General features: G+C 73.3%; 25 protein-coding genes and 3 tRNA genes. 18 read left to right on the top strand and 10 right to left on the bottom strand.

Going from position 1 to position 24564, the window contains the following annotated elements:
* Positions 1-21: 21 nt before the first annotated feature.
* Complete coding sequence (locus ACFYSC_RS11185) at positions 22-582, top strand: PadR family transcriptional regulator (protein ID WP_389959828.1); 561 nt, start codon at positions 22-24, stop codon at positions 580-582.
* Between the two features lie 96 nt (positions 583-678).
* Here the strand turns inward: ACFYSC_RS11185 and ACFYSC_RS11190 are convergent, their stop codons facing one another.
* Positions 679-2655 carry a M3 family metallopeptidase gene (locus ACFYSC_RS11190; protein WP_389959831.1) on the bottom strand — a complete coding sequence of 659 codons (1977 nt, stop codon included), beginning with the start codon at positions 2653-2655 and terminating at the stop codon, positions 679-681.
* A gap of 186 nt (positions 2656-2841) precedes the next feature.
* On the opposite strand from ACFYSC_RS11190, the gene ACFYSC_RS11195 reads away from it, so the two are divergent.
* The 5 genes from ACFYSC_RS11195 (at position 2842) to ACFYSC_RS11215 (ending at position 5272) form a co-directional block, all read left to right on the top strand.
* Positions 2842-2913 (top strand) — tRNA-Gln (locus ACFYSC_RS11195).
* A gap of 62 nt (positions 2914-2975) precedes the next feature.
* Positions 2976-3051 (top strand) — tRNA-Glu (locus ACFYSC_RS11200).
* A 17-nt stretch (positions 3052-3068) separates the two neighbouring features.
* A tRNA-Glu gene (locus ACFYSC_RS11205) sits at positions 3069-3141 on the top strand.
* Between the two features lie 332 nt (positions 3142-3473).
* Positions 3474-4439 carry a redoxin domain-containing protein gene (locus tag ACFYSC_RS11210; protein WP_389959833.1) on the top strand — a complete coding sequence of 322 codons (966 nt, stop codon included), beginning with the start codon at positions 3474-3476 and terminating at the stop codon, positions 4437-4439.
* Positions 4436-5272, top strand: coding sequence for an SGNH/GDSL hydrolase family protein (locus tag ACFYSC_RS11215; protein ID WP_389959836.1), 837 nt, complete (start codon positions 4436-4438; stop codon positions 5270-5272). Before ACFYSC_RS11210 ends, ACFYSC_RS11215 begins: the two co-directional genes overlap by 4 nt.
* A gap of 144 nt (positions 5273-5416) precedes the next feature.
* Here the strand turns inward: ACFYSC_RS11215 and ACFYSC_RS11220 are convergent, their stop codons facing one another.
* Together ACFYSC_RS11220 and ACFYSC_RS11225 are read right to left on the bottom strand one after the other, a co-directional pair.
* The gene (locus tag ACFYSC_RS11220; protein ID WP_389959839.1) at positions 5417-7162 is read right to left on the bottom strand and encodes a hypothetical protein; all 1746 of its coding nucleotides are present in this window, start codon (positions 7160-7162) and stop codon (positions 5417-5419) included.
* A gap of 64 nt (positions 7163-7226) precedes the next feature.
* The gene (locus ACFYSC_RS11225) at positions 7227-7943 is read right to left on the bottom strand and encodes an IclR family transcriptional regulator (protein WP_362945935.1); all 717 of its coding nucleotides are present in this window, start codon (positions 7941-7943) and stop codon (positions 7227-7229) included.
* A gap of 71 nt (positions 7944-8014) precedes the next feature.
* Here ACFYSC_RS11225 and leuC point away from each other — a divergent pair, with 71 nt between their 5' ends.
* From leuC to ACFYSC_RS11245, 4 genes are all read left to right on the top strand, one after another.
* A complete protein-coding gene (gene leuC, locus ACFYSC_RS11230) occupies positions 8015-9403 on the top strand; it encodes a 3-isopropylmalate dehydratase large subunit (RefSeq protein ID WP_389959842.1) in 1389 nt (462 codons plus the stop codon).
* Positions 9404-9408: 5 nt separating this feature from the next.
* The gene (gene leuD, locus ACFYSC_RS11235) at positions 9409-9996 is read left to right on the top strand and encodes a 3-isopropylmalate dehydratase small subunit (RefSeq protein WP_389959844.1); all 588 of its coding nucleotides are present in this window, start codon (positions 9409-9411) and stop codon (positions 9994-9996) included.
* On the top strand, positions 9975-10229 hold the full coding sequence (locus ACFYSC_RS11240; protein ID WP_389959847.1) for a hypothetical protein: 255 nt from the start codon (positions 9975-9977) through the stop codon (positions 10227-10229). The genes leuD and ACFYSC_RS11240 overlap by 22 nt, the downstream gene beginning before the upstream one ends.
* Before the next feature lie 144 nt (positions 10230-10373).
* The gene (locus tag ACFYSC_RS11245) at positions 10374-10673 is read left to right on the top strand and encodes an HU family DNA-binding protein (protein WP_362945925.1); all 300 of its coding nucleotides are present in this window, start codon (positions 10374-10376) and stop codon (positions 10671-10673) included.
* 135 nt (positions 10674-10808) lie between these two features.
* On the opposite strand, the gene ACFYSC_RS11250 is transcribed toward ACFYSC_RS11245, so the two are convergent.
* Together ACFYSC_RS11250 and ACFYSC_RS11255 are read right to left on the bottom strand one after the other, a co-directional pair.
* A complete protein-coding gene (locus tag ACFYSC_RS11250; RefSeq protein ID WP_389959850.1) occupies positions 10809-11018 on the bottom strand; it encodes a hypothetical protein in 210 nt (69 codons plus the stop codon).
* 151 nt (positions 11019-11169) lie between these two features.
* Complete coding sequence (locus tag ACFYSC_RS11255) at positions 11170-12006, bottom strand: TetR/AcrR family transcriptional regulator (protein ID WP_389959853.1); 837 nt, start codon at positions 12004-12006, stop codon at positions 11170-11172.
* Positions 12007-12216: 210 nt separating this feature from the next.
* Here ACFYSC_RS11255 and ACFYSC_RS11260 point away from each other — a divergent pair, with 210 nt between their 5' ends.
* A complete protein-coding gene (locus ACFYSC_RS11260; RefSeq protein ID WP_389959856.1) occupies positions 12217-13668 on the top strand; it encodes an MFS transporter in 1452 nt (483 codons plus the stop codon).
* A gap of 29 nt (positions 13669-13697) precedes the next feature.
* Here ACFYSC_RS11260 and cofC read toward each other — a convergent pair whose 3' ends face one another.
* On the bottom strand, positions 13698-14438 hold the full coding sequence (cofC, locus tag ACFYSC_RS11265) for a 2-phospho-L-lactate guanylyltransferase (RefSeq protein ID WP_389959858.1): 741 nt from the start codon (positions 14436-14438) through the stop codon (positions 13698-13700).
* Between the two features lie 78 nt (positions 14439-14516).
* Between cofC and ACFYSC_RS11270 the strand changes: the two genes are divergently transcribed.
* From ACFYSC_RS11270 to ACFYSC_RS11280, 3 genes are all read left to right on the top strand, one after another.
* Entirely contained in the window at positions 14517-15230 is a 714-nt protein-coding gene (locus tag ACFYSC_RS11270; RefSeq protein ID WP_389959861.1) for a lysophospholipid acyltransferase family protein, read from the top strand.
* Between the two features lie 20 nt (positions 15231-15250).
* On the top strand, positions 15251-16258 hold the full coding sequence (locus tag ACFYSC_RS11275) for an NAD(P)H-dependent glycerol-3-phosphate dehydrogenase (protein ID WP_389959864.1): 1008 nt from the start codon (positions 15251-15253) through the stop codon (positions 16256-16258).
* 207 nt (positions 16259-16465) lie between these two features.
* Positions 16466-17575 (top strand): D-alanine--D-alanine ligase family protein, encoded by a 1110-nt coding sequence (locus ACFYSC_RS11280; protein ID WP_389959867.1) that lies wholly within the window; start codon positions 16466-16468, stop codon positions 17573-17575.
* A 120-nt stretch (positions 17576-17695) separates the two neighbouring features.
* Here the strand turns inward: ACFYSC_RS11280 and ACFYSC_RS11285 are convergent, their stop codons facing one another.
* The 3 genes from ACFYSC_RS11285 to ACFYSC_RS11295 form a co-directional block, all read right to left on the bottom strand.
* Positions 17696-18205 (bottom strand): hypothetical protein, encoded by a 510-nt coding sequence (locus tag ACFYSC_RS11285; protein WP_389959869.1) that lies wholly within the window; start codon positions 18203-18205, stop codon positions 17696-17698.
* Between the two features lie 175 nt (positions 18206-18380).
* Positions 18381-18860, bottom strand: coding sequence for a DUF3515 domain-containing protein (locus ACFYSC_RS11290; RefSeq protein WP_389959871.1), 480 nt, complete (start codon positions 18858-18860; stop codon positions 18381-18383).
* A 130-nt stretch (positions 18861-18990) separates the two neighbouring features.
* Positions 18991-19224 carry an Lrp/AsnC ligand binding domain-containing protein gene (locus tag ACFYSC_RS11295; RefSeq protein WP_362941532.1) on the bottom strand — a complete coding sequence of 78 codons (234 nt, stop codon included), beginning with the start codon at positions 19222-19224 and terminating at the stop codon, positions 18991-18993.
* A 51-nt stretch (positions 19225-19275) separates the two neighbouring features.
* Here ACFYSC_RS11295 and ACFYSC_RS11300 point away from each other — a divergent pair, with 51 nt between their 5' ends.
* From ACFYSC_RS11300 to thiD, 3 genes are all read left to right on the top strand, one after another.
* Positions 19276-20241 (top strand): thiamine-phosphate kinase, encoded by a 966-nt coding sequence (locus tag ACFYSC_RS11300; RefSeq protein ID WP_389959874.1) that lies wholly within the window; start codon positions 19276-19278, stop codon positions 20239-20241.
* 231 nt (positions 20242-20472) lie between these two features.
* On the top strand, positions 20473-21414 hold the full coding sequence (locus ACFYSC_RS11305; RefSeq protein WP_389959876.1) for a hypothetical protein: 942 nt from the start codon (positions 20473-20475) through the stop codon (positions 21412-21414).
* Between the two features lie 146 nt (positions 21415-21560).
* Positions 21561-22355 carry a bifunctional hydroxymethylpyrimidine kinase/phosphomethylpyrimidine kinase gene (thiD, locus tag ACFYSC_RS11310; RefSeq protein ID WP_362941523.1) on the top strand — a complete coding sequence of 265 codons (795 nt, stop codon included), beginning with the start codon at positions 21561-21563 and terminating at the stop codon, positions 22353-22355.
* 184 nt (positions 22356-22539) lie between these two features.
* Here the strand turns inward: thiD and rpmB are convergent, their stop codons facing one another.
* On the bottom strand, positions 22540-22725 hold the full coding sequence (gene rpmB / locus ACFYSC_RS11315; RefSeq protein ID WP_179824804.1) for a 50S ribosomal protein L28: 186 nt from the start codon (positions 22723-22725) through the stop codon (positions 22540-22542).
* 224 nt (positions 22726-22949) lie between these two features.
* On the opposite strand from rpmB, the gene ACFYSC_RS11320 reads away from it, so the two are divergent.
* Positions 22950-24539 carry a DAK2 domain-containing protein gene (locus ACFYSC_RS11320; RefSeq protein ID WP_389959880.1) on the top strand — a complete coding sequence of 530 codons (1590 nt, stop codon included), beginning with the start codon at positions 22950-22952 and terminating at the stop codon, positions 24537-24539.
* Positions 24540-24564 lie beyond the last annotated feature (25 nt).

Genomic DNA, 24564 nt, shown 5'->3' on the forward strand with positions numbered 1-24564 from the left:
GTATAGCGTTACGATGCGCCCATGGCAAGCGGCGATCTGACCCTGTCGATCCTCGGCCTGCTCGGACGGGGGCCGATGCACGGCTACGAGCTCAAGGCCCGCATCCACGGGCTGAGCGGCCACCTGCGCCCGGTCAGCGACGGCGCGCTGTACCCGGCGATCGCCCGCCTGGAGAAGAAGGGGTTCGTCGAGCGGCACGAGGAGGAGGGGGCGGGCGCGGCCCGCCGCCAGGTCCTCACGCTGACCGAGCCGGGCCGCCGCGAGCTCCTGCGGCGGCTCCGCGAGCCCGCCGACCTCGACATCAGCGACCAGACGCGGTTCTTCGGCCTGCTCGCCTTCCTGTCCCAGCTCCCCGGCCGCGAGGCGCAGGCCCGGGTGCTGCGCCGCCGCCTCGACTTCCTGGAGACGCCCGCCAGTTTCTTCTACGAGGACGGCAGGCCGCTGCGGGCCGACGAGGTCGGCGACCCCTTCCACCGGGGCATGCTCGTGGTCGCCCGCTCGGCCGGCGCGGCGGAGCGGAAATGGCTCCGGGAGGTCATCGCGGAGCTGGAGTCCGCGTCCGGCGAGGCCCGCCCGGGGTGACCCGGGCGGGCCTGGAGCGTTCCGGAGCGCGCCCGGGTGCGCGCCTCGGTACGGCCGCGGCCGGAAGCGCCGCGCGGCCGTACCCGGGGCGGGTCGTCACACCAGGCCGCGGCGCTCCAGCAGGGGCTCGATGCGCGGGTCGCGGCCGCGGAAGGCGCGGAAGGCCTCCAGCGCGTCCTTGGCGCCGCCGACCGACAGCAGGGTCGAGCGGAAGTGGTCGCCGTTGGCGCGCACCAGGCCGCCGTTCTCCTTGAACCACTCGACGCTGTCGGCGTCCAGCACCTCACTCCAGATGTAGGAGTAGTAGCCGGCGCTGTAGCCGCCCGCGCCGCTGGAGAAGATGTGCGCGAAGTAGTTGGTCCGGTAACGCGGCCGGACCAGTTCGAAGGCGATGCCGGCGCGCTCCAGGGCCGCGGCCTCGAACGCCTCGGCGTCCTCGACGGTCTCACCCGGGGCGAGCTTGTGCCAGGCCCAGTCGAGCAGGGTCGCGGCGAGATACTCGACGGTGGCGAAGCCCTGGTTGAACTTCTCGGCGGCCTGCATCTTCTCCACCAGCTCCGCCGGCACCGGCTCGCCGGTCTCGTGGTGCCTGGCGAAGTTGGCGAGGATCGACGGCCAGGTCGCCCACATCTCGTTCACCTGCGAGGGGTACTCCACGAAGTCGCGCGGCACGGCGGTGCCGGAGACCCTGGGGAAGCGCACGTTGGAGAACAGGCCGTGCAGGGCGTGCCCGAACTCGTGGAAGGCGGTGTTGACCTCGTCGAAGGTCAGCAGCGTCGGACCCTCGGCCGGCTTGGTGATGTTGAGGTTGTTCATCACCACGGGCAGCCGGCCGAACAGATGCGACTGGTCCACGAGGTTGTTCATCCAGGCGCCGCCGCGCTTGGTCGGCCGGGCGTACGGGTCGAACACGAACAGGCCCAGCTCCGAGCCGTCGGCGTCGGACACCTCGAACACCCGGACGTCGGGGTGGTAGCCCCGGAGGTCGTCCCGCTCGGCGAAGCGCAGGCCGTACAGCTCGCCCGCCGCGTGGAAGACGCCGTCGCGCAGCACCCGGTCCAGCTCGAAGTAGGGGCGCAGCTCGGAGCTGTCGAAGTCGTAACGGGCCTTGCGCACCTTCTCGGCGTAGAAGGACCAGTCCCACGGCTCGATCGGGAAGCCGGCCTGCTCACTCAGCGCCTCGGCCTCGCGGCGGGCGTTGGCCACCGCCGGGCCGACCAGCTTGCCGAGCATCTCCTCCACGGCGTCGGTGCTCTTGGCCGTCTGGTCGGCGACGGTGTAGGCGGCGTGGTTCGGGTAGCCGAGCAGGGCGGCCCGCTCGGCGCGCAGCGCCGCCATCTTCGCCGCGAGCCCGAAGTTCTCCGGGGCCCGGCCGGTCGACAGCCCGTACAGCCTGCGGCGGGTCTCCCGGTCGGTCAGCTCGGCCAGCGCGGGCTGGTTGGTGAAGTTGAGCAGCGGCAGGACGTACTTCCCGTCCTTCTCGATCGCCTTGAGGGCGGTCTCGGACAGGCCGTCGAGCTCCTTGGCGTCCTCGGCGACCAGCGCCGAGGAGGTGGTGGCGGCCAGCAGGTTCTGGGAGAAGGCGGTGCCGAGCGTGGACAGCTCCTCGTTCAGCTCCCTGAGCCGCTCCTGCTCGGCCTCCGACAGGTCGGCGCCGGCCCGGACGAAGTCCACGCGGTACTTCTCCAGCAGCCACGCCTCCTCCGGGTCGTCGGTGGCGACCTGCTTGATCCGGGCGTACAGGGCGCGGTTGAGGTGGATGGCGTCGCCGTGCTTGGTCAGCCGGGGGGCGACCTCCTTCTCGATCTCCCGGATGGCGTCCGTCGCGTGCGAGGCGGCGACGCTGAAGAAGACGATCGCCGTCCGCTCCAGGATCTGGCCGGAGCGCTCCAGAGCCTCGACGGTGTTGGCGAAGGTCGGCGGGGCGGGGTCGGCGACGATCGCGTCCACCTCGCGAAGCTGCTCGGCCATGCCGCGCTCGAAGGCGGGCAGGTAGTGCTCCTCCTTGATCTCGGCGAACGGCGGGAGCTGGTAGGGCAGGGTGCTTGGGGCGAAGAAGGGGCTCTCAGCCACGACGCGGGCTCCTCATGTGGGGTTCTGTCTGCCCCAGCAGCGTTACACACCCGGCCGGTCGAGGCCATGCCGGTGTCACACGATCGGACGCCCGGCCAGGCGCGGGCCAATCGTTTTGGTCTCCACGCCCAACCTGGGCTATTCTTTCGGAGTCGCAAGCGAGCACCGCAAGGAGCTCAACCGCGGTGGGGTATGGTGTAATTGGCAACACGACTGATTCTGGTTCAGTTATTCTAGGTTCGAGTCCTGGTACCCCAGCTGCGTCTTCCTCGCGAAGGCGTCGCGGATTTGGTTCCCCCCGAATCCGACGACAGTGTCTCGGTCCCGTCGTCTAGTGGCCTAGGACGCCGCCCTCTCAAGGCGGTAACGCCGGTTCGAATCCGGTCGGGACTACCACACTGTCATCTCTGCAAGGCTCCGTCGTCTAGTGGCCTAGGACGCCGCCCTCTCAAGGCGGTAGCGCCGGTTCGAATCCGGTCGGGGCTACATCGGTGAAACCCCCGGAAGCAATGGCTTCCGGGGGTTTTCTGCGTTCCGGCGGTTCCCTGCCGGTCCTCCGTGTCCTCCGCATCCCGGCGCCTCCTCGCCAGGTCCTTCGCTCTTGCGCGTTCGGACACGTTTCCGCCGGCCTACGCGTTCCTGCGTTCCGGCGCGTCTCCGCCGGCCCTCCGCTCTCCCGTGTTCCGGCCGGGCTCCTCCGCTCCTCGGCGTTCCGGGTGATCCTCCGCGTCCCGGCGCGTCTTCCGTGATCGCGCTCTTGCCCGGATGCCGGTGCTTCCCAATAATTAGAGAGCAGCACTATCCAATAGGGGGCGAAGATGATCACTTTGCTGGCGGACGGCCGCGAGGAGAAGGCCGACGGGCTCGTCGTGCCGCACGGGACACCGATCCTCGGCTGGGAGCGCAAGCCGCACGGCTGGTGCAGGGGTGAGGCGTGCATCCCCTCCTTCCGGGCCGCGCCCGCCGAGACCGGCGACGGCGTGGACCTGGTGAGGTTCGCCGAGCTGCTCGGCCGACCGGCGGTCACCGACGAGGATGAGGGCGTGGTCGCGATCGGCGAACCCGCCGGGACCGCCCTGGACCGCGCGCCGGACTTCCCGGAGCTGGTCGCGCTGCGCGGCGTCAAGGTCGCGCTGGTCTTCTGGGCCTCCTGGTGCGGCTGCCGCTACGACCTGCCCGCCTGGGACGCCCTCCACCGCGAGCTGGGCGGGTACGGCTTCAGCCTGCTCAGCGTCTCCCTCGACCGCGACCCCGCCGACGCCGACGAGTGGCTCGCCGACGTCGCCCATCCGGCCGTGGTCGACGCCGACGGCCGGATCGCCGAGCTGTACAACGTGATCAACGTGCCGACCGTGGTCTGGGTCGACGAGGAGGGCCGGATCGCCCGGCCGCAGGACACCATGACCGCCACCGACACCTTCCGGTCGATGAACGGGCTGTCGTCCGAGCGCGCCGTCGCGGCCCTGCGCCGCTGGGTGGTGGACGGCGACGCCGGGGCGACGACCCGGCGGCTGCGCCCCCCCACCGACGGGGAACGCCTGGCCCGGCTGCACGGGCGCCTGGCGGCGTGGCTGCTGCGCCGCGGGCGCGCCGAGGCCGCCCGGCGCCACCTCGACGAGGCGGCCGCCCTGGCCCCCCACGACCTCGCCGTCCGCCGCGGCCTGATGCCGCTGGCCGGCGTCGACCCGTTCGGGGAGGAGTACTTCCGCGTCCGCGAGGAACTGGAGAGCGCGGGCGTCGCGATCTACCGGCCGCTGCCCGACTGGCAGGGAGAGGACGCGTGAGCGCCGAATGGCTGGCCTCGCCGGCCACCGTCGCGCTGGCGCCGGTGCTCGCCGTGCAGGGGCTGCGGATCCGGCGCGGGACACCCCGGCTCCCCGAGGCCGCGGGACCGCTCGCCGGCATGACCGATGTGATCGACGTGACCGGCAGGGGCGGCGGGGCGTCGGCCGCGGAGGTCTCCGAGACGCCAGGGGCCGCGGGAGCCGCGGGGGCCGCGGGCACCCTGCCCGGCGGGGAATCGGGGCCGGTGTTCAGGCTGGCCGTGCTGGGGGAGTCCACCGCGGCGGGCGTGGGCGTCGCCACCCACGACGAGGGACTGGCCGGCTTCCTGGCCCGCGAGGCGGCCGCGCGCACCGGCCGCCCGGTGCGCTGGCAGGTGGCAGCCAGGAGCGGTGTCAACACCCGCACCACCACCGCCGAGCTGGTCCCGCTGCTGGAACCCGCCGACGTCGTCGTGGTCGCCCTGGGGGTGAACGAGCTGCTGGAGCTCAACCGGCCGCGCAGGTTCCGGGGCGAGCTGCGGGAGCTGGTGGAGGCGGTGCGCCGGAGGCTGCCCGGGGTGCCGGTGGTGGTGGCGGGCATGCCGCCGGTCGGGAGGTTCCCCGCGCTGCCCCAGCCGCTGCGGGCCGTACTGGGCCTGCGGGCGCGGGCGCTGGACCACGTCATGCGCGAGGTGGCGCGCGACGCCGAGGGGGTCGTCCACGCCACCGCGGAGGTGCCCGTCGAGATCGCCGGGTTCTTCGCCTCCGACGGGTTCCATCCGTCGGCGACCGGCTATCGTCACTGGGCCCAGGCGCTGGTCCGTGCCCTGCCGGGCCTGCCCGCCGCGGGCTGAGGCGCATCGCGAGGCCGGCCGGTCAGGGATCGGGAGACGCCGCGGGGCCCGCCGGCCACGCGCTGACGGCCACGAGGCCCCCTGCGGCGCACCGCCGTACGGCACGGCCGGCCCCGGGATTCCCGGCGGCCGGCCGCGGTGCGCTCAGTTGTGCGCCGAGCGGGCCTTGAACAGGGCCCTCTTGGCGGCCTTGCCGACCTGCTTGTCCGGGTGGGCCTGCTCGATCGCCTCCAGCAGCTCCTCCAGGTGCGGGTGCGGCACCTTCCAGATGACGTCGAGGAGGCCGACCAGGCTCGACGCCGTGCCGATGTCGTCGAGGCTGCTGACGAACTCCGGCCGGCCGAGACCGGCGGAGATGGTCAGCATGTCGAGGATCAGCCAGTGGGTGTCGGCCTGGGTGGGCGTGGGCGCGTCGTCCACGCCGAGCTGGGCCAGGTGGGTGGCCGCGTAGGGGTGCAGGGACGGCTCGTCCAGGGCCTCCTGCCAGGCGGGCACCGCCACCTCGCCGAGCGAGCCGACCATGCTGGCCGCCTGCACCCGGATCAGGGCGTCGGCGTCGTCCTCGGCCGCGGCCTCCAGCAGCTCCCTGGCGGCCTTGGAGGGCTCGCGCAGCTCCATCCAGGCGGCGAACTCGGCGTCCGCCTCCTCCTCGGGCAGCTCCGCGCTGAAGGTCAGCAGGTCGAACGCGGTCATCGCGTCGATGGCGGGCCGGGCGTCCAGCTCGATGTCGGAGTCGTCGGCCAGGTGGACCACGCCCTCCATGCCGAGCGGGGTCAGTCGTACCTGGTCGTGCTCGACCTCGGCCATGCCGTACCCGGCGAGCCAGTCGAGGACGGGGTTGAGCGGGTCGCCGTACTTGGCGGTGGCCGCGGCCCACGCCTCGGCGCCGCGCTCGTCGTACTCGGCGGCGGCCTCGGCCAGCTCGGCGCGCAGCTCCGGAAGCGACCTGGACCCGCTCGCCAGGAGCACCCGGACCAGCAGCGCCCGGGTCAGCCCGGACAGGGCGATCGTGGCGTCCTCGTCGTCCAGCTCGGGGTCGCCGTAGTCGACCGAGTGCAGGCCGGCCATCCAGACGTCCAGGGCGTCGTCGTCGTCCTCGAACGGCCAGTCGGCGGCGTCGGGGTCGGCGCCGACGGTGTCCTCACCCTCGGGCTGGAGGAAGTCCAGGTCGATGGCGAGGTTCCAGATGTTCCAGAGCGCGGGCACGCGGTCCGACAGCGGCTGGTCGCCGCCCTGGGGGACGGGCAGGCCGAGGGCGGCCACGGCCTCGGTGATCTCGGCGTCGGTGAGCAGGCTCGTCTCGCCCACCCGCCGCTCGGAGCCGACCCAGAGCGCGAGGTCGCGAGCCTTGCCGATCAGCGGTGACCTCCGTACGGCCCCGGCCAGCTCCGCGTCGGGGCGCAGGCGGATCGTCGGCAGCTCGGCGAGATCGTCGGCGAACGGCTCGAAGTCGCCCAGCCCCTCGATCTCCTCCTCGTCCTCCTCGTCGTACTCCTCGTCGTCCTGCTCGGCGACGAGGTCCTCCATCGCGTCGACGAAGTCGTCCTCCAGGCGGTCGAGCTCGGCCATCAGGTCCCGGAGCGGGGAGGACCCCTTGGACAGCCGGCCGGTCTCCGACAGGAACGTCAGGTAGGCCCGCAGCGCGGGCACCATGCCGTCCGCCGCGGCGTCGGGGTCCTCCACGACCTGGGGCATCCGTTCGAGGAGCACCTTGCGCAGATCGGCACGCTTCCACCGGCTGACGTCGTCGGAGGCGGTCAGCCGGTGCCACAGGGCGACGGGACCGACCAGGTTGGAATCGGTGCCGGGCGCGTTCTCGCGCGCCCAGAGGATGAAGTCCTGGAGCAGGGGACGCAGTTCCGCCGCGGCCGCCTCGATGCGATCTGTCACGCACCCAGACTAGGGCTCCGGAAGGGTGCTCGCCCCCTCATATCGCGCCCCTCCGCGGGCCCTTTCAGTTGGCCCGTCGCATCGCCTCGGTGATCCGCTCCGCGGCGCTCACCACCGGCGCCGCGTGCAGGCGGCCCGGCGTGCGGGTGAGGCGCTCGATCGGCCCGGAGACCGAGATCGCGGCGATCACCTTCCCGGCCGTGCCGCGGATCGGGGCCGACACGCTCGCCACGCCCTGCTCGCGCTCGCCGACGCTGTGGGACCAGCCTCTGCGCCGCACGCTCGCCAGCGTCGCCGCGGTGAACTTCGCGCCGCGCAGCCCCCGGTGCAGCCGGTCGGGCTCCTCCCACGCGAGCAGGATCTGCGCGGCGGACCCGGCGAGCATCGGCAGCGCCGAGCCGACCGGCACGGTGTCGCGCAGCCCGCTGGAGCGCTCGGCGGCGGCCACGCACACGCGCTCGTCGCCCTGGCGGCGGTAGAGCTGGGCGCTCTCGCCGGTCAGGTCGCGCAGCTGGGCGAGGACCGGCGACGCCACGGCCAGGAGCCGGTCCTCGCCCGCGGCCGTGGACAGCTCGGAAAGGCGCGGGCCGAGCACGAAGCGGCCCTGCGTGTCACGGGAGACGATGCGGTGGTGCTCGAGTGCGACGGCGAGCCGGTGGGCCGTGGGTCGCGCCAGACCGGTGGCCTGGACGAGCTGTGCCAGGGAGGCCGGGCCGGCTTCGAGGGCGTTGAGCACGAGCACGGCCTTGTCCAGTACGCCGACTCCGCTAGAGTTGTCCATACACCGATACTGCCGTCTCGACATATGAGAAAGCAAGTCGGGTGCGGAATGACTGATCGCAAGGAGGCGACATGGGCCGCACGCTGGCGGAGAAGGTCTGGGAGCAGCACGTGGTGCGACGTGCCGAAGGGGAACCCGATCTGCTCTACATCGACCTTCACCTCATCCACGAGGTGACCAGCCCGCAGGCCTTCGACGGCCTGCGCATGGCGGGCCGTCCCGTCCGGCGGCCCGAGCTGACCATCGCGACCGAGGACCACAACGTCCCGACCGTCCTCGGCCCGATCGAGGACCCCGTCTCGCGCACGCAGGTCGAGACGCTGCGCAAGAACTGCGCCGAGTTCGGCATCCGGCTGCACCCGATGGGCGACGCCGGCCAGGGCGTCGTGCACATCATCGGCCCGCAGTTCGGGCTGACCCAGCCCGGCATGACCATCGTCTGTGGCGATTCTCACACCTCGACCCACGGCGCCTTCGGGGCCATCGCCTTCGGCATCGGCACCTCGGAGGTGGAGCACGTCCTGGCCACCCAGACCCTGCCGGCCTACCGGCCGAGGACGATGGCCGTCGAGGTGTCCGGTGAGCTGCCGCCCGGCGTCACCGCCAAGGACCTCATCCTGGCCATCATCGCCAAGATCGGCACCGGAGGCGGCCAGGGGCACATCATCGAGTACCGCGGCGAGGCGATCCGCGGGCTGTCGATGGAGGGCCGGATGACGGTCTGCAACATGTCCATCGAGGCCGGCGCCCGCGCGGGCCTGATCGCCCCGGACGAGACCACGTTCGCCTACCTCGAGGGCCGCCCCCACGCCCCCACCGGCGCGGACTGGGACGCCGCCGTCGAGCACTGGCGCTCCCTGGCGACCGACGAGGACGCCGTCTTCGACACGGTCGTGGAGATCGACGCCTCGACGCTGACCCCGTTCGTCACCTGGGGCACCAACCCGGGCCAGGGCGCCCCGCTCGGGGAGTCGGTGCCGGACCCGGAGGACACCTCCGACCCGGCCGCCGCCCGGCGCGCCCTGGAGTACATGGGCCTGACCGCGGGCACCCCGCTCCGCGACATCGAGGTGGACACGGTCTTCATGGGCTCGTGCACCAACGGCCGCCTGGAGGACCTGCGGGCCGCGGCCGAGGTGCTGCGCGGCCGCAGGGTCGTCACCCGCACGCTCGTCGTCCCCGGCTCGATGCTGGTCAAGCTCCAGGCCGAGCAGGAGGGGCTGCACGAGGTGTTCAAGGCCGCCGGAGCCGAGTGGCGGGAGGCCGGGTGCTCGATGTGCCTGGGCATGAACCCCGACACCCTGGCCCCCGGCGAGCGTAGCGCCTCCACCTCCAACCGCAACTTCGAGGGACGCCAGGGCCGGGGCGGCCGCACCCACCTGGTCTCGCCCCAGGTCGCCGCGGCGACCGCCGTCACCGGCAGGCTGACCGCCCCCGCCGACCTGGACCAGGAGGTCTGATCATCATGGAAGCCTTCACCACCCACACCGGCCGGGCCGTGCCGCTGCGCCGCAGCAACGTCGACACCGACCAGATCATCCCGGCCGTCTGGCTCAAGCAGGTCAGCCGTACCGGGTTCGACAGGGGACTGTTCTCGGCCTGGCGGGAGGACCCCGGCTTCGTCCTGAACGACCCGGCCCGCCAGGGCGCGTCGATCCTGGTGGCCGGCCCCGACTTCGGCACCGGCTCCTCGCGTGAGCACGCCGTGTGGGCCCTGCAGCAGTACGGCTTCCGCGTCGTGATCGCCGCCCGCTTCGGCGACATCTTCCGCAACAACTCCACCAAGATGGGCCTGCTCCCGGTCGTCCTGCCGGCCGCCGTGGTCGAGGAGATCCAGGCGGCGACGGAGGCCGACCCCTCCCTGGAGATCACCGTCGACCTGGCGGAACGCCAGGTGCGCTGGGCCGGCGGGACCGCCGCCTTCGAGATCGACGACTACACCCGCTGGCGGCTGATGGAGGGCCTGGACGACATCGGGCTGACCCTCCGCCACGCCGACGACGTGGCCGCGTACGAGAACGGCCGGCAGCCATGGTTGCCGACGACCGTCTGACGGATCCCGAAGGGGAACTGGCGCGGCGGCTGCGCGAGGCGCACCGCCGCGTCCGCGGTCTCCACCTGCCCGCCGACCGGCGGGAGCGGCTGGCCCGGCGGCTGATTTCGATCAACGACGCGGCCAAGCACAACGTGGGTCATGCCGCCCGACGCCTGGATTCCTTCCTTCTGGACCTAGATGCTCTGGTTTCAGACACACCGAGTCCTGGAAACATTGCGGAAGGTGATTGAGTCATACGGCTCCGTCCCCTAATTTCAAGCGGGCAAGGGGTTTCTCGCTCTGTTGAGACCTCATGCCGTGACAAATCGGGTGATGACGGGGCGATATACCTCATGGCCCACTCCCAGACATCGGTAAGCAGGGGGAGCAAACCTATGAACAAGAAGGAACTCGTCGACGCGGTCGCTGATCGGGTCGGCGACAAGAAGACGGCGACCGAGGCCGTGAACGCGGTGATCGACACCATCCAGAAGGCCGTCGCCCGAGGGGACAAGGTCTCCATCACGGGGTTCGGCGCCTTCGAGATGGTCAACAAGCCCGCCCGTACGGCCCGCAACCCTTCCACGGGCGCCGAGATCAAGGTCGCCGAGAGCTGGGGGCCGAAGTTCCGTCCCGGCTCCGACTTCAAGGAGCTCGTCAACACGGAGGGAAAGAAGGCCGCGAAGAAAAAGTAGAGCCTTCTTCCGGACGCCCGGGCCCTGGGGGGTCCGGGCGTCCGGCTGTCCGGGGGTCCGGCTGTCCGGCTGTCCGGGGGTCTGAGGGGCCCGGCTGCTCGAGGCGTGAGGCGGGACGCCGGGCCGTCAGGGCTGTCAGGGCCGGCCGGGCAGCGGGAAGGTGGACAGCGTGACGTAGGCGACCCGGTCGTCCTCGAGGAGGATGTTCACCCGCTGGCCGGGCCGGAGCAGCCGGAGCGGCCCGGCGTCGAACGCCTCCGCGCCGAACGGCAGCTCGGCCCCGTCGTCGAGGAAGACCGACCCGGACCGGGTCGCCGCGTCGAAGATCCGCACCGTCGCCTGCACCCGACCAGCGTAGCCCGCGACCGCCCGCGCCGGGCCGTACGGATGGCCGCTCTGCCGGGCCGTGCGCGGGGGCGTCCGTCTCCGGCGCGCACCGGGCGGCCCGCGTCCGGCCGCCGGGCCGTACGGACGTCCGTCCCCGACTCCGTCGTCGTCAGCGCTGGCGGGTCTCGCCGGGCTCCGAGGTCTCCGGGGCCTCCGGCGTCTCCGAGGGGGTCCCGGCCGCCGGGCGCTCCGGGCTCCCCGTCCCGGCGGTCGCCGCCTCGTCGTTCGCCGCGGCCTCGGCGGCGAATGACGCCAGGCCCCGGATGATGATCTCGACGCCGAGGTCGAAGCGCTCGTCGTTGGACCGGCCGAGTATGGAGTGCGACAGCGCCGTCAGGTGCGGGAAGCGCTCGGGCGGCAGCTCGGCGAAGTAGCGCTCCAGCGCCTCGCGCATCCCCTGCCACGTCAGCTCGTCGGAGGCGGAGTAGCGGTCCTGCCACATGTTCTCCTCCAGGGCGAAGCCGTCCACGAAGGTGGAGAGCACGTCGCCTGCGGCCCCGGCGACGCGGTCGGGCAGGCCCGCGGCGCGGAACACCCCGAGGAGCGCGTCCATGTGGGGGAGCATCTCCGGTTTGAACGGCACGGCGCCCATCGAGACCCTGGCCATGTCGCGGTGGGAGCGGAGCCTGGCCAGCGCGGCGCGGGTGTAGTCCCTGAGCTGTTCCCGCCAGCGCTCCGGATCGGGCTCGGGCCATTCCAGATCGGCGAAGAACCGGGCGTACATCAGCTCCAGCAGCTCGTCCTTGCTGCTCACGTGGGCGTAGAGGGCCGAGACGGCGACGCCCAGCTCGGCCGCGACCATGCGCATGCTCAGCCGGTCGTAGCCCTCCCGGTCCAGCACGGTGAACGCGGCCTCGATGATCCGGTCCCTGGAGAGGGGGATCCGGGGCGGGCGCGTCCGGCCGCGTGGGCGGTCCCAGGGCAGGGCGGGCAGCTCGTCGCTCATGACGCCAGTGTATGCCCAGGTGAACAGTGATCACCGCACTGAACACCGCTCTCATTCGCGTCATATCTTGTCTTGCGGCATGATGCGACATATCTTAAGAACGGCGTACCGATTGTTGAACGATGTTCTCTAGGAGAACAGTGATCGGCTATCCTGAACACTGTTCACCAATGCTGGACGTCGTTCCCGCAGATCCCTGAGGAGTCCCCCGTGGCCGCAGAGCTGACCACCCCCGCTCCACCCGAGGCGGAGGCGCCCGCCTACCGCTGGCGCTGGGCCGCCCTGTTCGTGATCCTCGCCGCCGAGGTGATGGACCTTCTCGACGCGATGGTCACCAACATCGCCGCACCCACCATCCGCGCCGAGATCGGGGGCACCGCCGCCACGATCCAGTGGCTCGGCGCCGCCTACACGCTCTCCATGGCCGTCGGCCTGATCACCGGGGGACGGCTGGGCGACATCTTCGGCCGCAGGCGGATGTTCCTCATCGGCGCGGCCGGGTTCACCGCCGGCTCGCTGCTGTGCGCCGTCGCCCAGACTCCCGAGCTGCTCATCGCCGCACGGGTCGTGCAGGGCCTGTTCGGCGCGGTCATGCTCCCGCAGGGGCTCGGCATGATCAAGGAGATGTTCCCGCCGAAGGAGATGGCCGCCGCGTTCGGCCTCTTCGGGCCCGTCATGGGCCTGTCCTCGGTGGGCGGTCCCACCCTGGCGGGATGGCTTGTCGAGGCCGACCTCCTCGGGACGGGCTGGCGCATGATCTTCCTGATCAACCTGCCGCTCGGCCTGGCCGCCGTGCTCGCGGGACTGCGCTTCCTGCCCGAGTCGCGCTCGCCGCATCCGCTCCGGCTCGACGTGCCCGGCGTGCTGCTGGTCTCCGCCGCGAGCTTCCTGCTGGTCTACCCGCTGGTCCAGGGCAGGGAGAGCGGCTGGCCCGTCTGGGCCTTCGTCATGATGGCCGCCTCGATCGCCGTCTTCGCCGTCTTCGGCTGGTTCGAGTCCCGCAGGAGCCGCGCCGGCGGGGACCCGCTGGTCGTGCCCAGCCTCTTCCGCAAGCGGGCCTTCACCGGCGGCCTGCTGACCGGCATGGTCTTCTTCTCGTCCATGACGGGCTTCACGCTGGTGTTCAACCTCTACACCCAGATCGGGCTCGGCTACTCGGCGCTCAAGGCCGGCCTGGTCATGATCCCCTGGTCACTGGGCATGATCGCGGGTTTCGGCGCCGCCCAGGCGGTGCAGCGGTTCGGGCGCCGGGCGCTCCAGGGCGGAATCGTGATCATGACGCTCGGCACGCTGGGCGTGCTGCTCACCGTCGCCCTGGCGGGCCAGACCGTGACCGCCTGGCAGTTCGTCCCCGCCCTGGTGGTCACCGGATTCGGCATGGGCCTGCTGATGGCGCCGTTCTTCGACATCGTGCTCGCCGGGGTCGAGCAGCACGAGACCGGCTCGGCCTCCGGCACGCTGACGGCCGTCCAGCAGCTCGGCGGCTCCTTCGGCGTCGCGCTGCTCGGCACGGTCTTCTTCAACCTGCTGACCTCCGGCACCGACATGGGCACCGCGATGCGGACCGTGCTGTGGGTGGTCGCGGCCATGCTCGTGGCGACCCTCGTGACGTCCTTCCTGCTGCCGAAGCAGGCCCGCGAGGGGGAGCCCGCCGGCCACTGATCCCGATCCCGCCCGGCTCGGGCGGGACCTCAGCGAGGGGAGTCCCCCGGCGGGGACTCCCTTCCCGGCCCCCCGGCGATCTCCGGCCCCTCGGTTCCCCCGGGCGTGCCGGCGGCCCCCGGCCCCCCGATTCCCGCCAGCCTCCCGGCGATCCCCGCCGTACGGGGGCCGACACCCAGACGCAGGGCCGCCCGCAGGTCGTCGGGGGTGTCCACGTCCCGGCGGACCGAGTCGACCCCGTACAGGCACAGCTCCTTCGCGCCGCGCCGCAGGTGCCGGTCCCGGGACGGGCCGCCGAATCCCGGGGTGAACGGCACGCCGGGGCGCACGCCGTAGAAGGTCGTGCCGACCTCGACGGCGTCGGGGAGGAAGGACTGGTCGAACTCCCCGGCGGCGGCCAGCACGAGCGCCAGCTCCGCCGGGCGGAGCGCGGGAAGGTCGGCCTGGAGCGCGCCGACGGGGCCGCCGGGCGCCAGCCGTACCGCCTCCAGGCAGCCGTGCCGCAGCGCCGCGTTCAGCCCCGCCTCCGGGTCGCCGGTGACGTGGGCGCCCACCTCCGCCAGCGCCGGGGCCGCCACCGGGTCGCCCGTCACCACCACCACCCGGGCCACGGCGGCGCAGCGCAGGGCCGCCTCCACCGTGTCGCAGGCGATCGCCACGGCCAGCGCCGCCCGGTGCGGCCCGGCCGCCTCCGACAGGCGCGTCTTGGCCGCGACGAGTGTCTTGACCGGCACGACCAGGGTCCAGCCGGGGTTCTCCGCAGGAGGCATAGCCTTAGCATCCCGCCTCGACACCTCCCGCGGCCAACCGGGACACTTGGGGCCGCACCACACCTACATGGAGGAGCTATGAGACGCCCTGGATGGCCTTCCCGGTTCTGGGTCGCCCTGGCGGTCGTGATCGTCAAGCCCGTCTCGTGGCTCCTGGTCAGGAAGGACTGGCGCCGTGCCGACCGGCTGCCCAGGACCGGCGGGATCATCCTGGTCGCCAACCACCTGTCGTGGGTGGACCCCATCCTGATCTCCCACTTCCTCGTCAACAACGGCCGCTGGCCGACGATCCTGGCCAAGTCGGGTCTCTTCTCGGTGCCGCTGCTCGGGCACGCGGTGCGGTCGCTGATGGCCGTGCCGGTGTACCGGGGCAGCGCCGAGGCCGCCCGCTCGCTGGCCGAGGCCGAGCGCAGGCTCGCCGAGGGGGCGTGCGTGCTGTTCTATCCCGAGGGCACCTGCACCCGCGACCCGGACCTGTGGCCGATGGAGGGCAAGACCGGCGCGGCGCGGCTGGCCCTGGCCACCGGCGTGCCGGTCATCCCGGTGGCACACTGGGGTGCCCAGGAGATCCTTCCGTACGGTTCCAAGAAGCCCAGGCCGCTGCCGCGCAAGACGTTCCGCACGCTGACCGGGCCGCCGGTGGACCTGTCGAGGTACGAGGGGCGGCCACCGCACGCCGACGTCCTCCGCGAGGCGACCGCCGACATCATGGCGGCGATCACGGCGCTCCTCGCCGAACTGCGCGGGGAGGAGCCGCCGGGGACGCCGTACAAGAGACCTGCGCACCACTGACTTCGACGTACGGTGATGAAATGACCAAGGCGGCTGTATTCGGTACGGGCTCATGGGGCACGACCTTCGCGATGATCATGGCGAGGGCGGGCACCCGGACGACGCTCTGGGGCCGCAGGCCCGAGATCGTCGAGGCGATCGACCGCCGCCACGAGAACCCCGACTACCTCCCGGGCGTGACGCTTCCGGAGTCGCTGCACGCGACGACCGACCCGGCCGAGGCCCTCGACGGAGCCGACTTCGTGGTCCTCGCGGTGCCCTCCCAGACGCTGCGTGAGAACCTCACCCGCTGGACGCCGCACCTGCCGCCGGAGACGGTGCTGGTGAGCCTGATGAAGGGCGTCGAGCTGGGCACCACCAAGCGGATGAGCGAGGTGATCCGCGAGGTCGCCGGGGTGCCCGGGGAACGGGTCGCGGTGGTGTCCGGCCCCAACCTGGTCGGCGAGATCGTCCGGGGCCAGCCCGCGGCGACCGTCGTGGCCTGCACCGACGAGCACGCCATGGAGCGCCTCCAGGAGGCGTGCCACCTGCCGTGGTTCCGCCCCTACACCAACCCCGACGTGGTGGGCGTCGAACTCGGCGGGGCGGTGAAGAACGTCATCGCCCTCGGGGTCGGCGTCGCGGCCGGCATGGGCCTCGGCGCCAACGTCGGCGCGATGCTGATGACGCGCGGGCTGGCGGAGATCTCCCGGCTGGGCGCGGCGCTCGGCGCGGACCCGCACACCTTCGCCGGCCTCGCCGGGATGGGCGACCTGGTGGCCACCTGCACCTCCCCGCTCTCCCGCAACCGCACCTTCGGCGAGAACCTCGGCCGGGGCATGAAGATGGCCGAGGTCGTCGCCGCGACGAAGCAGACCGCCGAGGGCGTCAAGTCGTGCGAGTCGGTCCTGGCGCTGGCCAGGAAGCACGACGTGGAGATGCCGATCACCGAGGTGGTCGTGGCGATCGTCCACGACGGCATGCCGCCGGACGAGGCGGCGGTGCTGCTGATGTCCCGGACCCCCAAGCCGGAGCGGTACGGCGTCTGACGCCGCACCGCCCGCGCGCCGTTCCCGCCCGGGAGGCCCGCGCCCCGGCGCCCGCCCGCGCTCGCGTCCCGCCCCCGGTGCCTGCCCCGCCGACGCTCGCGTCACGCGCCCGTCCGGCCGCGCGGCCGGACGCCGGGGCGGCCCGGCCCGCCCACCAGCGCGTCAGATAACCGGGACGACCCGCTGGAGACGGTACATTCGGTCATCATGAGCGAGCAGCACGAAACCCGGCCCCGGGTCGCGGTCGTCTTCGGCGGCCGTAACTCCGAGCACTCCGTCTCCATCCTCGGAGCCGGGAGCGTGCTCGACGTCATCGACCGGTCCAGATACGAGGTGATCCCCGTGGGGATCGCCCAGGACGGGCGCTGGGTGCTCGTCTCCGACCGGCAGCGGTACGCGATCGAGGGCCGGGAGCTGCCGTCCGTCGACGCGGACGGCACGGCCCTGGCACTGCCCTCCGGCAGCGGCGCGCTGGTCTCCTACGAGCCGAGCCGCGTCCCGGAGGAGTTCGGCGAGGTGGATGTCGTCTTCCCGGTGATGCACGGGCCGTTCGCCGAGGACGGCACCCTCCAGGGACTGCTGGAGATGGCCGGGGTCCGCTACGTCGGCTCCGGGGTGCTGGCCAGCGCGGTCGGCATGGACAAGGGCTACATGAAGCTGGTGCTGGCCGCCGCGGGGCTGCCCGTCGGCCCCTACGTCGTGATCCGCGACCGTGACTGGCGGACCGACCGCCAGCGCGTCCTGAAGGAGGTCGAGGAGCTCGGCTGGCCGGTCTTCGTCAAGCCCGCCCGCGCCGGCTCAAGTCAGGGCATCTCCCGGGCCACCGATCTGGGCGAGCTGGAGCGGGCCGTCGAGTTCGCCCGGGAGCACGACCCCAAGGTGCTGGTGGAGGCGGCGATCCCCGGGCGCGAGATCGAGTGCGCGGTGCTGGAGTCCCCCGGGGACGAGGCGCCGAGGGCCAGCCTGGCGGGCGAGGTCGTGGTCGCCGGCGACCACGACTTCTACGACTTCGAGGCCAAGTACATCAGCGACGCCACCTCCGTGGCGGTGCCCGCCGACGTCCCCGACGACGTCGCCGAGAACCTGCGGGCGATGGCCGTGCGCGCCTTCGAGGCGCTGGACTGCGAGGGCCTGGCCAGGGTCGACTTCTTCTACACCCCGGACGGCCGGCTGCTCGTCAACGAGATCAACACCATGCCCGGCTTCACCGCGACGTCGGTCGCGCCCCGGCTGTGGGCGGCCAGCGGGCTCTCCTACCCCGAACTGGTCGACCGGCTGATCCAGCTCGCCCTGCACCGCGCCACCGGCCTGCGCTGACCCGGCCCGGGGTACGGTCCCGCCGATCCGCGCCGCCCCGCCGATCCGCGTCGTCGGCTCGCGCCGGCCCGGCCCGGGGTACGGCCCCGCGCCGCCGGCCCGCGCCGGCCCGGCCCCGTGTCATCCCCGGGAAAGTGTCCGCCGTCCCCTGGGCGGCGGGCCCACGCCCGCGATGCGGCCAGGCGCCATGTTGGCGTGCACCTGCCCGGGGCCGAGGCCGTGCCGTTCGGCGAGCCGGTCGGCGACGATCCCGGTGGTGAAGGCGTAGACGCCCTTGTGCAGCAGGTCCACCACGAGTTCGCGCCGGGGCCAGGTCCACGGCGGGGCGCCCGCGCCGGTCGCGTTCTCCAGCGTCTGGTCGTTGGTGAGCCGTACGACCCAGAACATCGCCGAGGACCACGGGCCGCGCAGCCCGGCGGTCGCCATCACGCCGCGCAACGCGCCGAGCAGGCATCCCTGCCCGAGGTGCATCGCCAGATTGAGTGGGACGGGCTGCCGGGCGGGCGCCTCCGGCAGTCCGGTCAGCCGCTCCAGCACCCGAGCCGGCACGTGGGAGTCGGGCCGGCCGGTGAGGCGCTGCTCCACCTTCTCGGCGAGGGTCATGGCGACCGCGCCGGCCGCCCCTGCCACCAGTCCTTCGAATACCGCTTTTCCCCACATTCGTGCTGGATGCCCGCTTCGGGTCGGGTTAAGCGGCCCGCGCGGGCGTCCCCGCGTGGCCGGGGACCTCTTCCCGCTCACGGCCTCCGGGCTGCGGCCTCCAGGCTTCCGGCCTCCGGGAGAACGGGCACGCGGCCCCGGCGGGTCACCCGGTCTGGGGCAGCGCCGCCTTGATCGGGGCCGCGAGGTCGACGAGAACGCTCTCGGGCACGTGCTTGCGGGAGACCGTCACCTCGACGTACGCCTCCCGGCCGATCGCGGTGAACAGCAGGGGCCGGGCCGGGTCGGAGAACCACGCCACCCCGTCGATCTCCGGCACCTCGGCGGTGGCCGACATGGACGGCGGCCTGGGCACCCCGCAGCGCAGCGCGATCTCGCCGCCGCCCCAGACCGCGACGTACGGCGACGCGGGCTCCGACTCCGTCCGCTCCGCGCCGTCGAGATCGGCGGGAAGCCGCCCGCCGAGCGCCCGGCATCCGGCGGCGGCCTCGCCCTGCGGGACGGGAGGTTCCACCCGGACCGGGCCACCGCACCCGGCCAGCGCCAGGAGCGCGCAGGCGGAGGCGGCCCAGCGGGCGGACCGGAACGGCGTCCGGCGTCTCCCCGTGACGCCCGGACCCCTCATGACGCTCGTGCTCCCCGTGCCGTCCGGGCCCCCCGAGAGCCCTGGGCCTCCGGCGACGCCCGGTTCTCCCGCGGCGCCGGAACCCCCGATGACGTTCAGACCTTCCGTGACGCTCGGCTCCCCGTGACGCTCAGATGTGGACGATGGGGCACGTGAGCGTGCGCGTGATCCCCTCGACTCCCTGGATCCTGGCCACGACGAGCTTGCCCAGCTCGTCGACGTTCCGGGCCTCGGCGCGGACGATCACATCGTAGGGCCCGGTGACGTCTTCCGCCTGCGTGACACCGGGGATTCCGGAGATCTGCCCGGCCACGCTCGCGGCCTTGCCGACCTCGGTCTGGATAAGGATGTAGGCCTGCACCATAACGTCCTCCGGGGCGATTGGATCAGTGCCGAAGGGCCACCGTACCCTGTGATGAACAGGAGGTGCGTCATCACAGTCGGAGATCTCGGCGAATTCGGGATTGTTTCACGTATTTCCGGACGCTTGCCACAGGGAGGGACGGTTTTACTCGGTCCCGGTGACGACGCGGCGCTGTTGCGGGCCCCCGACGGGCGGGTCGTCGTGACGACGGACCTCCTGATCGAGGGTAGGCACTTCCGTCGCGATTGGTCCAGTGGCTACGACATCGGCCGCAAGGCCGCCGCGCAGAACCTCTCCGACGTCGCGGCGATGGGCGCCCGCCCCACCGGCATCGTGGTCGGCCTCGGCCTGCCCGCCGGCGCGTCCACCGACTGGCTGGACGACCTCACCGACGGCTTCCGCGACGAGTGCGACCTGGTCGGCGCCAGTGTGGTCGGCGGCGACATCACCCGCTGCGACCCGGTGGTGATCGGGGTCACCGCCCTGGGAGACCTGGGCGGACGCCCGCCGGTCACCCGCTCGGGGGCGCGCCCCGGAGACATCGTCGCGGTGACGGGACGGCTCGGGCACGCCGCCGCCGGCCTGGCCCTGCTCGGCGCGGGACCGCCCGTCCCCGGGGAACTGGCCGGGCTCGTCGAGGCCCACCGCCGTCCCCTGCCGCCCTACGCCCGCGGCCCGGAGGCGGCCGCGCTCGGCGCGACGGCGATGCTCGACGTCAGTGACGGCCTGCTGCAGGACCTCGGCCACGTGGCGCGGGCCAGCGGCGTCGGCGTCGTGCTCGACCCCGGGCGCCTCCCCGTGCCCGGCACGCTGAGCCGGGCCGCGGACCTGCTCGGCGCCGACCCGCTGGAATGGGTCCTTTCCGGCGGAGACGACCACGCGCTCGCCGCGACCTTCCCGGACGGCGTAGCGTTGCCCCCGGAGTGGACCACGGTCGGCCGGGTCGTCGAGGGCGGGGGCGCACGGGTCGAGGGACGTTCGGTGGAGCACGGCGGCTGGGACCACTTCCGCGAGTGACGCGTGCCACTGGTGTGACCCCAGTGAAATTTGCCCTCAAGGGTTACTGAACTGGTATGAAGATGTGCTGTCGGAATTCCTGGTGGAAGGGGCGACATGGGCCGCCATGGTGGACATAGGGAGGACGCTCGCCGCGTACAGCGGGAACGTGACCCGGAGCTCCCCGAGGAGACCCGCAGTCTCGACACGCCGGTCGGCCGGCGCCTCCGGCCCGAGGAGTCGGCGGAGACGGTGACCGGCACGGACGAGACCGTCACCCGCACGGGCTTCCTGGGCTCGGGCTGGACGGCCACGTCCGAGATGCAGGAACCGGCCTGGCCGGAGGACCGCCGGCGGGCCGGGCGGGGGAAGAAGACCCTGCTCGCCGTCGCCGCGGTGACCGCGGTGCTGGGCGGGACCTTCGGAGGCGTCCGGCTGCTGAGCGGCTCGGAGACGGCGCCGGACGCGGCGTGCCCGCCGGGCGGCTGCCACGCGACGGCCTTCGACGAGACCGACGGGTCCGCCTCGCTCCCCCCGGAGGAGGAGAGCCCGCCCGCCGACGAACCGCCCGCCGAGGGGACGCCGGCCGCCACGGAGAGCGCGACCCCGTCCCCGGCGCCGCCCCGGATACCGCAGCACCGCTCCGGCCGCACGCCCACCGCGACGCCGCGGCCGGACGAGACCCGTGCCCCGCGCCGCGCCGAGCGTCCGCGTTCGGACGACGGGTCCGGCGACGACTCCACCGCCGGTCCGGGCGACCAGTCGCACGTCGTCGGCCCCACCACCGGTTCCCGGAACGACACACCGCAGACCCCGCAGGCCACCACCCCGCCGCCGGTCGAGCAGACCCCCGAGACGCAGTCGGCCACCGCGGAGCCGGCCGCCGCCTCCGTCCCGGGCGCGGCCCTGCGGGTCGGGTTCGGCGTCGTACGGCAGAGGCAGCAGGCCTACACCGCCCGGCTCGTGGTCGCCGCGGACGAGCGCCTGCCCCAGCTGGACCTGAGCCTTCCGGTCGGCGGCGAGGTCACCTCGGTCGAGGGGGCCGGCTGGCGGCAGGACGGCGACACCCTGGTGATCGAGTCGGCCGAGGACATGGACGCGGGGGAGAGGCTCGTCCTCACCGTCACCGCGCAGGGCCGGGCCGAGACGCCGAGGACCTGCCACAGCACGCAGGGGGAGTGCACGGTCACCTGAACCGGCCCGGCCCCGCCGGACCGTCACGCCACGCGGGGGGAGTGCGCGGCCACCCGGGCTCGACCGGGCCGTGGCGTGGTCCCGCGGGCCCGCCCGTCCTCCGGGGAGAGCGCGGTCACCCGGGCGGGACCTGGTTGGATGGCTGTATGACCGATTCGATCCCTCCCCGCGTGCTGACCGTCGCCGGGTCCGACTCCGGCGGCGGCGCGGGCATCCAGGCCGACCTGAAGACCATGCTGGCCCTCGGCGTGCACGGCATGAGCGTCATCGCCGCCGTGACGGCGCAGAACTCGCTGGGTGTGCAGGGATACTGGGAGCTTCCCCCCGAGGCGGTGCGCGCGCAGCTCGACTCGGTGCTGGGCGACATCGGGGCACAGGCCGTCAAGACGGGGATGCTCGCCTCCCCCGTGCTCGTCGAGACGGTCGCGGAGGTGCTCGCCGGGGTGGGCGTGCCGGTGGTGGTCGACCCGGTGGGGGTCTCCAAGCACGGCGATGCGCTGCTGGCGGCCGAGGCCGTGGACACGGTGCGGACCCGGCTGCTGCCGACGGCCACCGTCGTCACCCCCAACCTCTGGGAGGTGGCCCAGCTCACCGGGGTGAAGGTGGAGGAGGAGGGCGACATGCGCCGGGCCGCCGACGCGGTCCTGGAGATGGGGCCCGCCTGGGTGCTGGTCAAGGGCGGTCACCTGCCGGGCGCGCCGGTCGACCTGCTGACGGACGGCGTCCGGGAGTTCCGCTTCACCGCCGAGCGGCACGACAACCGGCACACCCACGGCACCGGATGCACGCTGGCCTCGGCCATCGCCTCCCACCTCGCCCTCGGCGAGGACGTCCCGGGGGCGGTGGGCAGGGCCAAGGAGTACGTCACGGGCGCGATCGCCCGGGGGTTCCCGCTGGGCGCGGGCATCGGCCCCGTCGACCACGGCTGGCTCTGGCGCTGACGCCCCGGCCGCCGCTCCCACCCGGACCCGCTTCCCTCGGCCCCGGCTCCGCGGCGGGCCGTGCCGGGTCCGGGTGAGGCGGGCCTGCCGCGACGGGGCCCGGCGGGCCGTGCCGGGCGGACCCGGGAAAGGCGGCAGCCCGCCGTTCCCTCGACGGGTACGACGGGCTGCGCGGGAGGTCCGACTAGCGGGCGACCTTGCCGGCCTTGATGCAGGAGGTGCACACGTTCATCCGCTTCGGCGTGCCGTTCACCACTGCGCGCACGGTCTGGATGTTGGGGTTCCAGCGGCGGCGGGTGCGGCGGTGCGAGTGGGAGATGTTGTTGCCGAAGGTCGGCTTCTTAGCGCAGACGTCGCAGACGGAAGCCACGATTCGCTCCTTAGATCGGTAGAGAGGCTCGATCCGCCTCGCTAGCGGGCGGTCATCGGGCACGCCGGGACGACCGGCTGGCCACACGAGGATATCCGATGTCCGGCCGTGCGTGCCAACAGGAGCCGTCACGCCTGGTCGAACGGAGATAATCTCCAGGACAACCGTAGCGCATCCCGGATGGGCAGCCTCCGCGATCCGCGGGGACGAGCAGGAGGGCGGGCATGTTGCAGGTTCTCGACGCGCCGGCGGTGCGACGCTGGTCCCGGCTGGCCGCGGAGACCCTGGGCAGGGCCCGGCGGGAGATCGACGCGCTGAACGTCTTCCCCGTCCCCGACGGCGACACCGGCACCAACCTGCACCTGACGATGCTCTCGGCGGCCGAGGCGCTCGACGAGCTGCCCGGCGACGCCGACACCGCGGCCACCTGGCAGGCGTTCGCCCGGGGCGCCCTGCTCGGGGCCCGCGGCAACTCCGGCGTCATCGTCAGCCAGGCGCTGCGCGGTCTCGCCGAGGTGCTGCGGACCGCCGAGGGCAGGGGAGCCGACCTCGGGCGCGGGCTGGTCAGGGCCGCCGAACTGGCCCGCGAGGCGGTGGCCAGGCCGGTGGAGGGCACGGTGCTCAGCGTGCTCACCGCCGCCGCCGGGGCCGTGCGGGGGCTGTCGGCCGACCTGACGGCGGACCTGGCCGCGGTGGCGGGGAAGGCCGCAGAGGAGGCGCGCGCGGCGCTGCGCCGTACGCCCGGACAGCTCGACGTGCTGGCCAGGAGCGGGGTCGTGGACGCCGGCGGGGCGGGCCTGGCCCTCATCCTGGAGAGCCTCGCCGCGGTGGTCACCGGCTCCCACCCCGCCCGGCTCGACATCCCCGCGCCGGCCCGCGGAGCCGTGCCCGGACCCGCCGCCGAGCCGCCGGGCGGACCCTGCTACGAGGTGATGTACCTGCTGGACGCGGGCGCGGACGCGGTCGGGCGGCTGCGCCGGGAGCTCGACGCGCTCGGCGACTCCCTGGTGGTCGTGGGCGGCGACGGCCTGTGGAACGTGCACGTCCACGTGGACGACGCGGGGGCGGCGATCGAGGCGGGCATGGCGGCGGGCCGGCCCCACCGGATCAGGGTGACCTACCTCGGCGGTCCCGGGCACACCCATCCGCCCGCCCGCAGCCGGGGCGTGGTGGCGGTGGCCGCGGGTCCCGCGCTGGGCGCGGTGTTCGGCGAGGCGGGGGCGGTGGTGGTGCGCAGGAGTCCCGGGTCCAGTCCGCCGCTGGCGGCCGTCCTCGCCGCGATCCGGGAGGCGGGCGAGGAGGTCGCGGTGCTGCCCAACGACGACGGCACGCGGGAGGTGGCGACGGCCGCCGCCGAGATCGCCCGGGAGGAGGGCCTGACCGTGGCGGTGCTGCCCACCAGGGCGTCGGTGCAGGGGCTGGCCGCGCTGGCGGTCCACGACCCGCTGCGCCGCTTCGACGACGACGTGGTCGCCATGACCGAGGCCGCCGCGCACACCCGCCACGGGCACGTCTGGGTGGCCGACCGGGAGGTCATGACGAGCGCCGGGCTGGTCGCGCCGGGGGACGTCCTGGGCGTGGTCGACGGCGACGCCGCGGTCGTCGGCGCCGACGTCGCCGGCGTCGCGATCGAGATCGTCCGCCGCATGGTGACGCCCGCCAGCGAGCTGGTGACCATGCTGGAGGGCGCCGGCGCGCCGCCCGGCCTGGCCGGCGCCGTACGCGACCACCTGGCCGCCGAGCGGCCCGACGTGGAGGTCGTCGTGTACGAGGGGGGCCAGGGCGGCTACCCGCTGCTCGTCGGCGTCGAGTGAGCCGCGCCCGATCCCGGCACGGTCG

Origin of the sequence: Streptosporangium sp. NPDC004379, assembly GCF_042873875.1 — a bacterium.
Taxonomy (GTDB): Bacteria; Actinomycetota; Actinomycetes; order Streptosporangiales; family Streptosporangiaceae; genus Streptosporangium.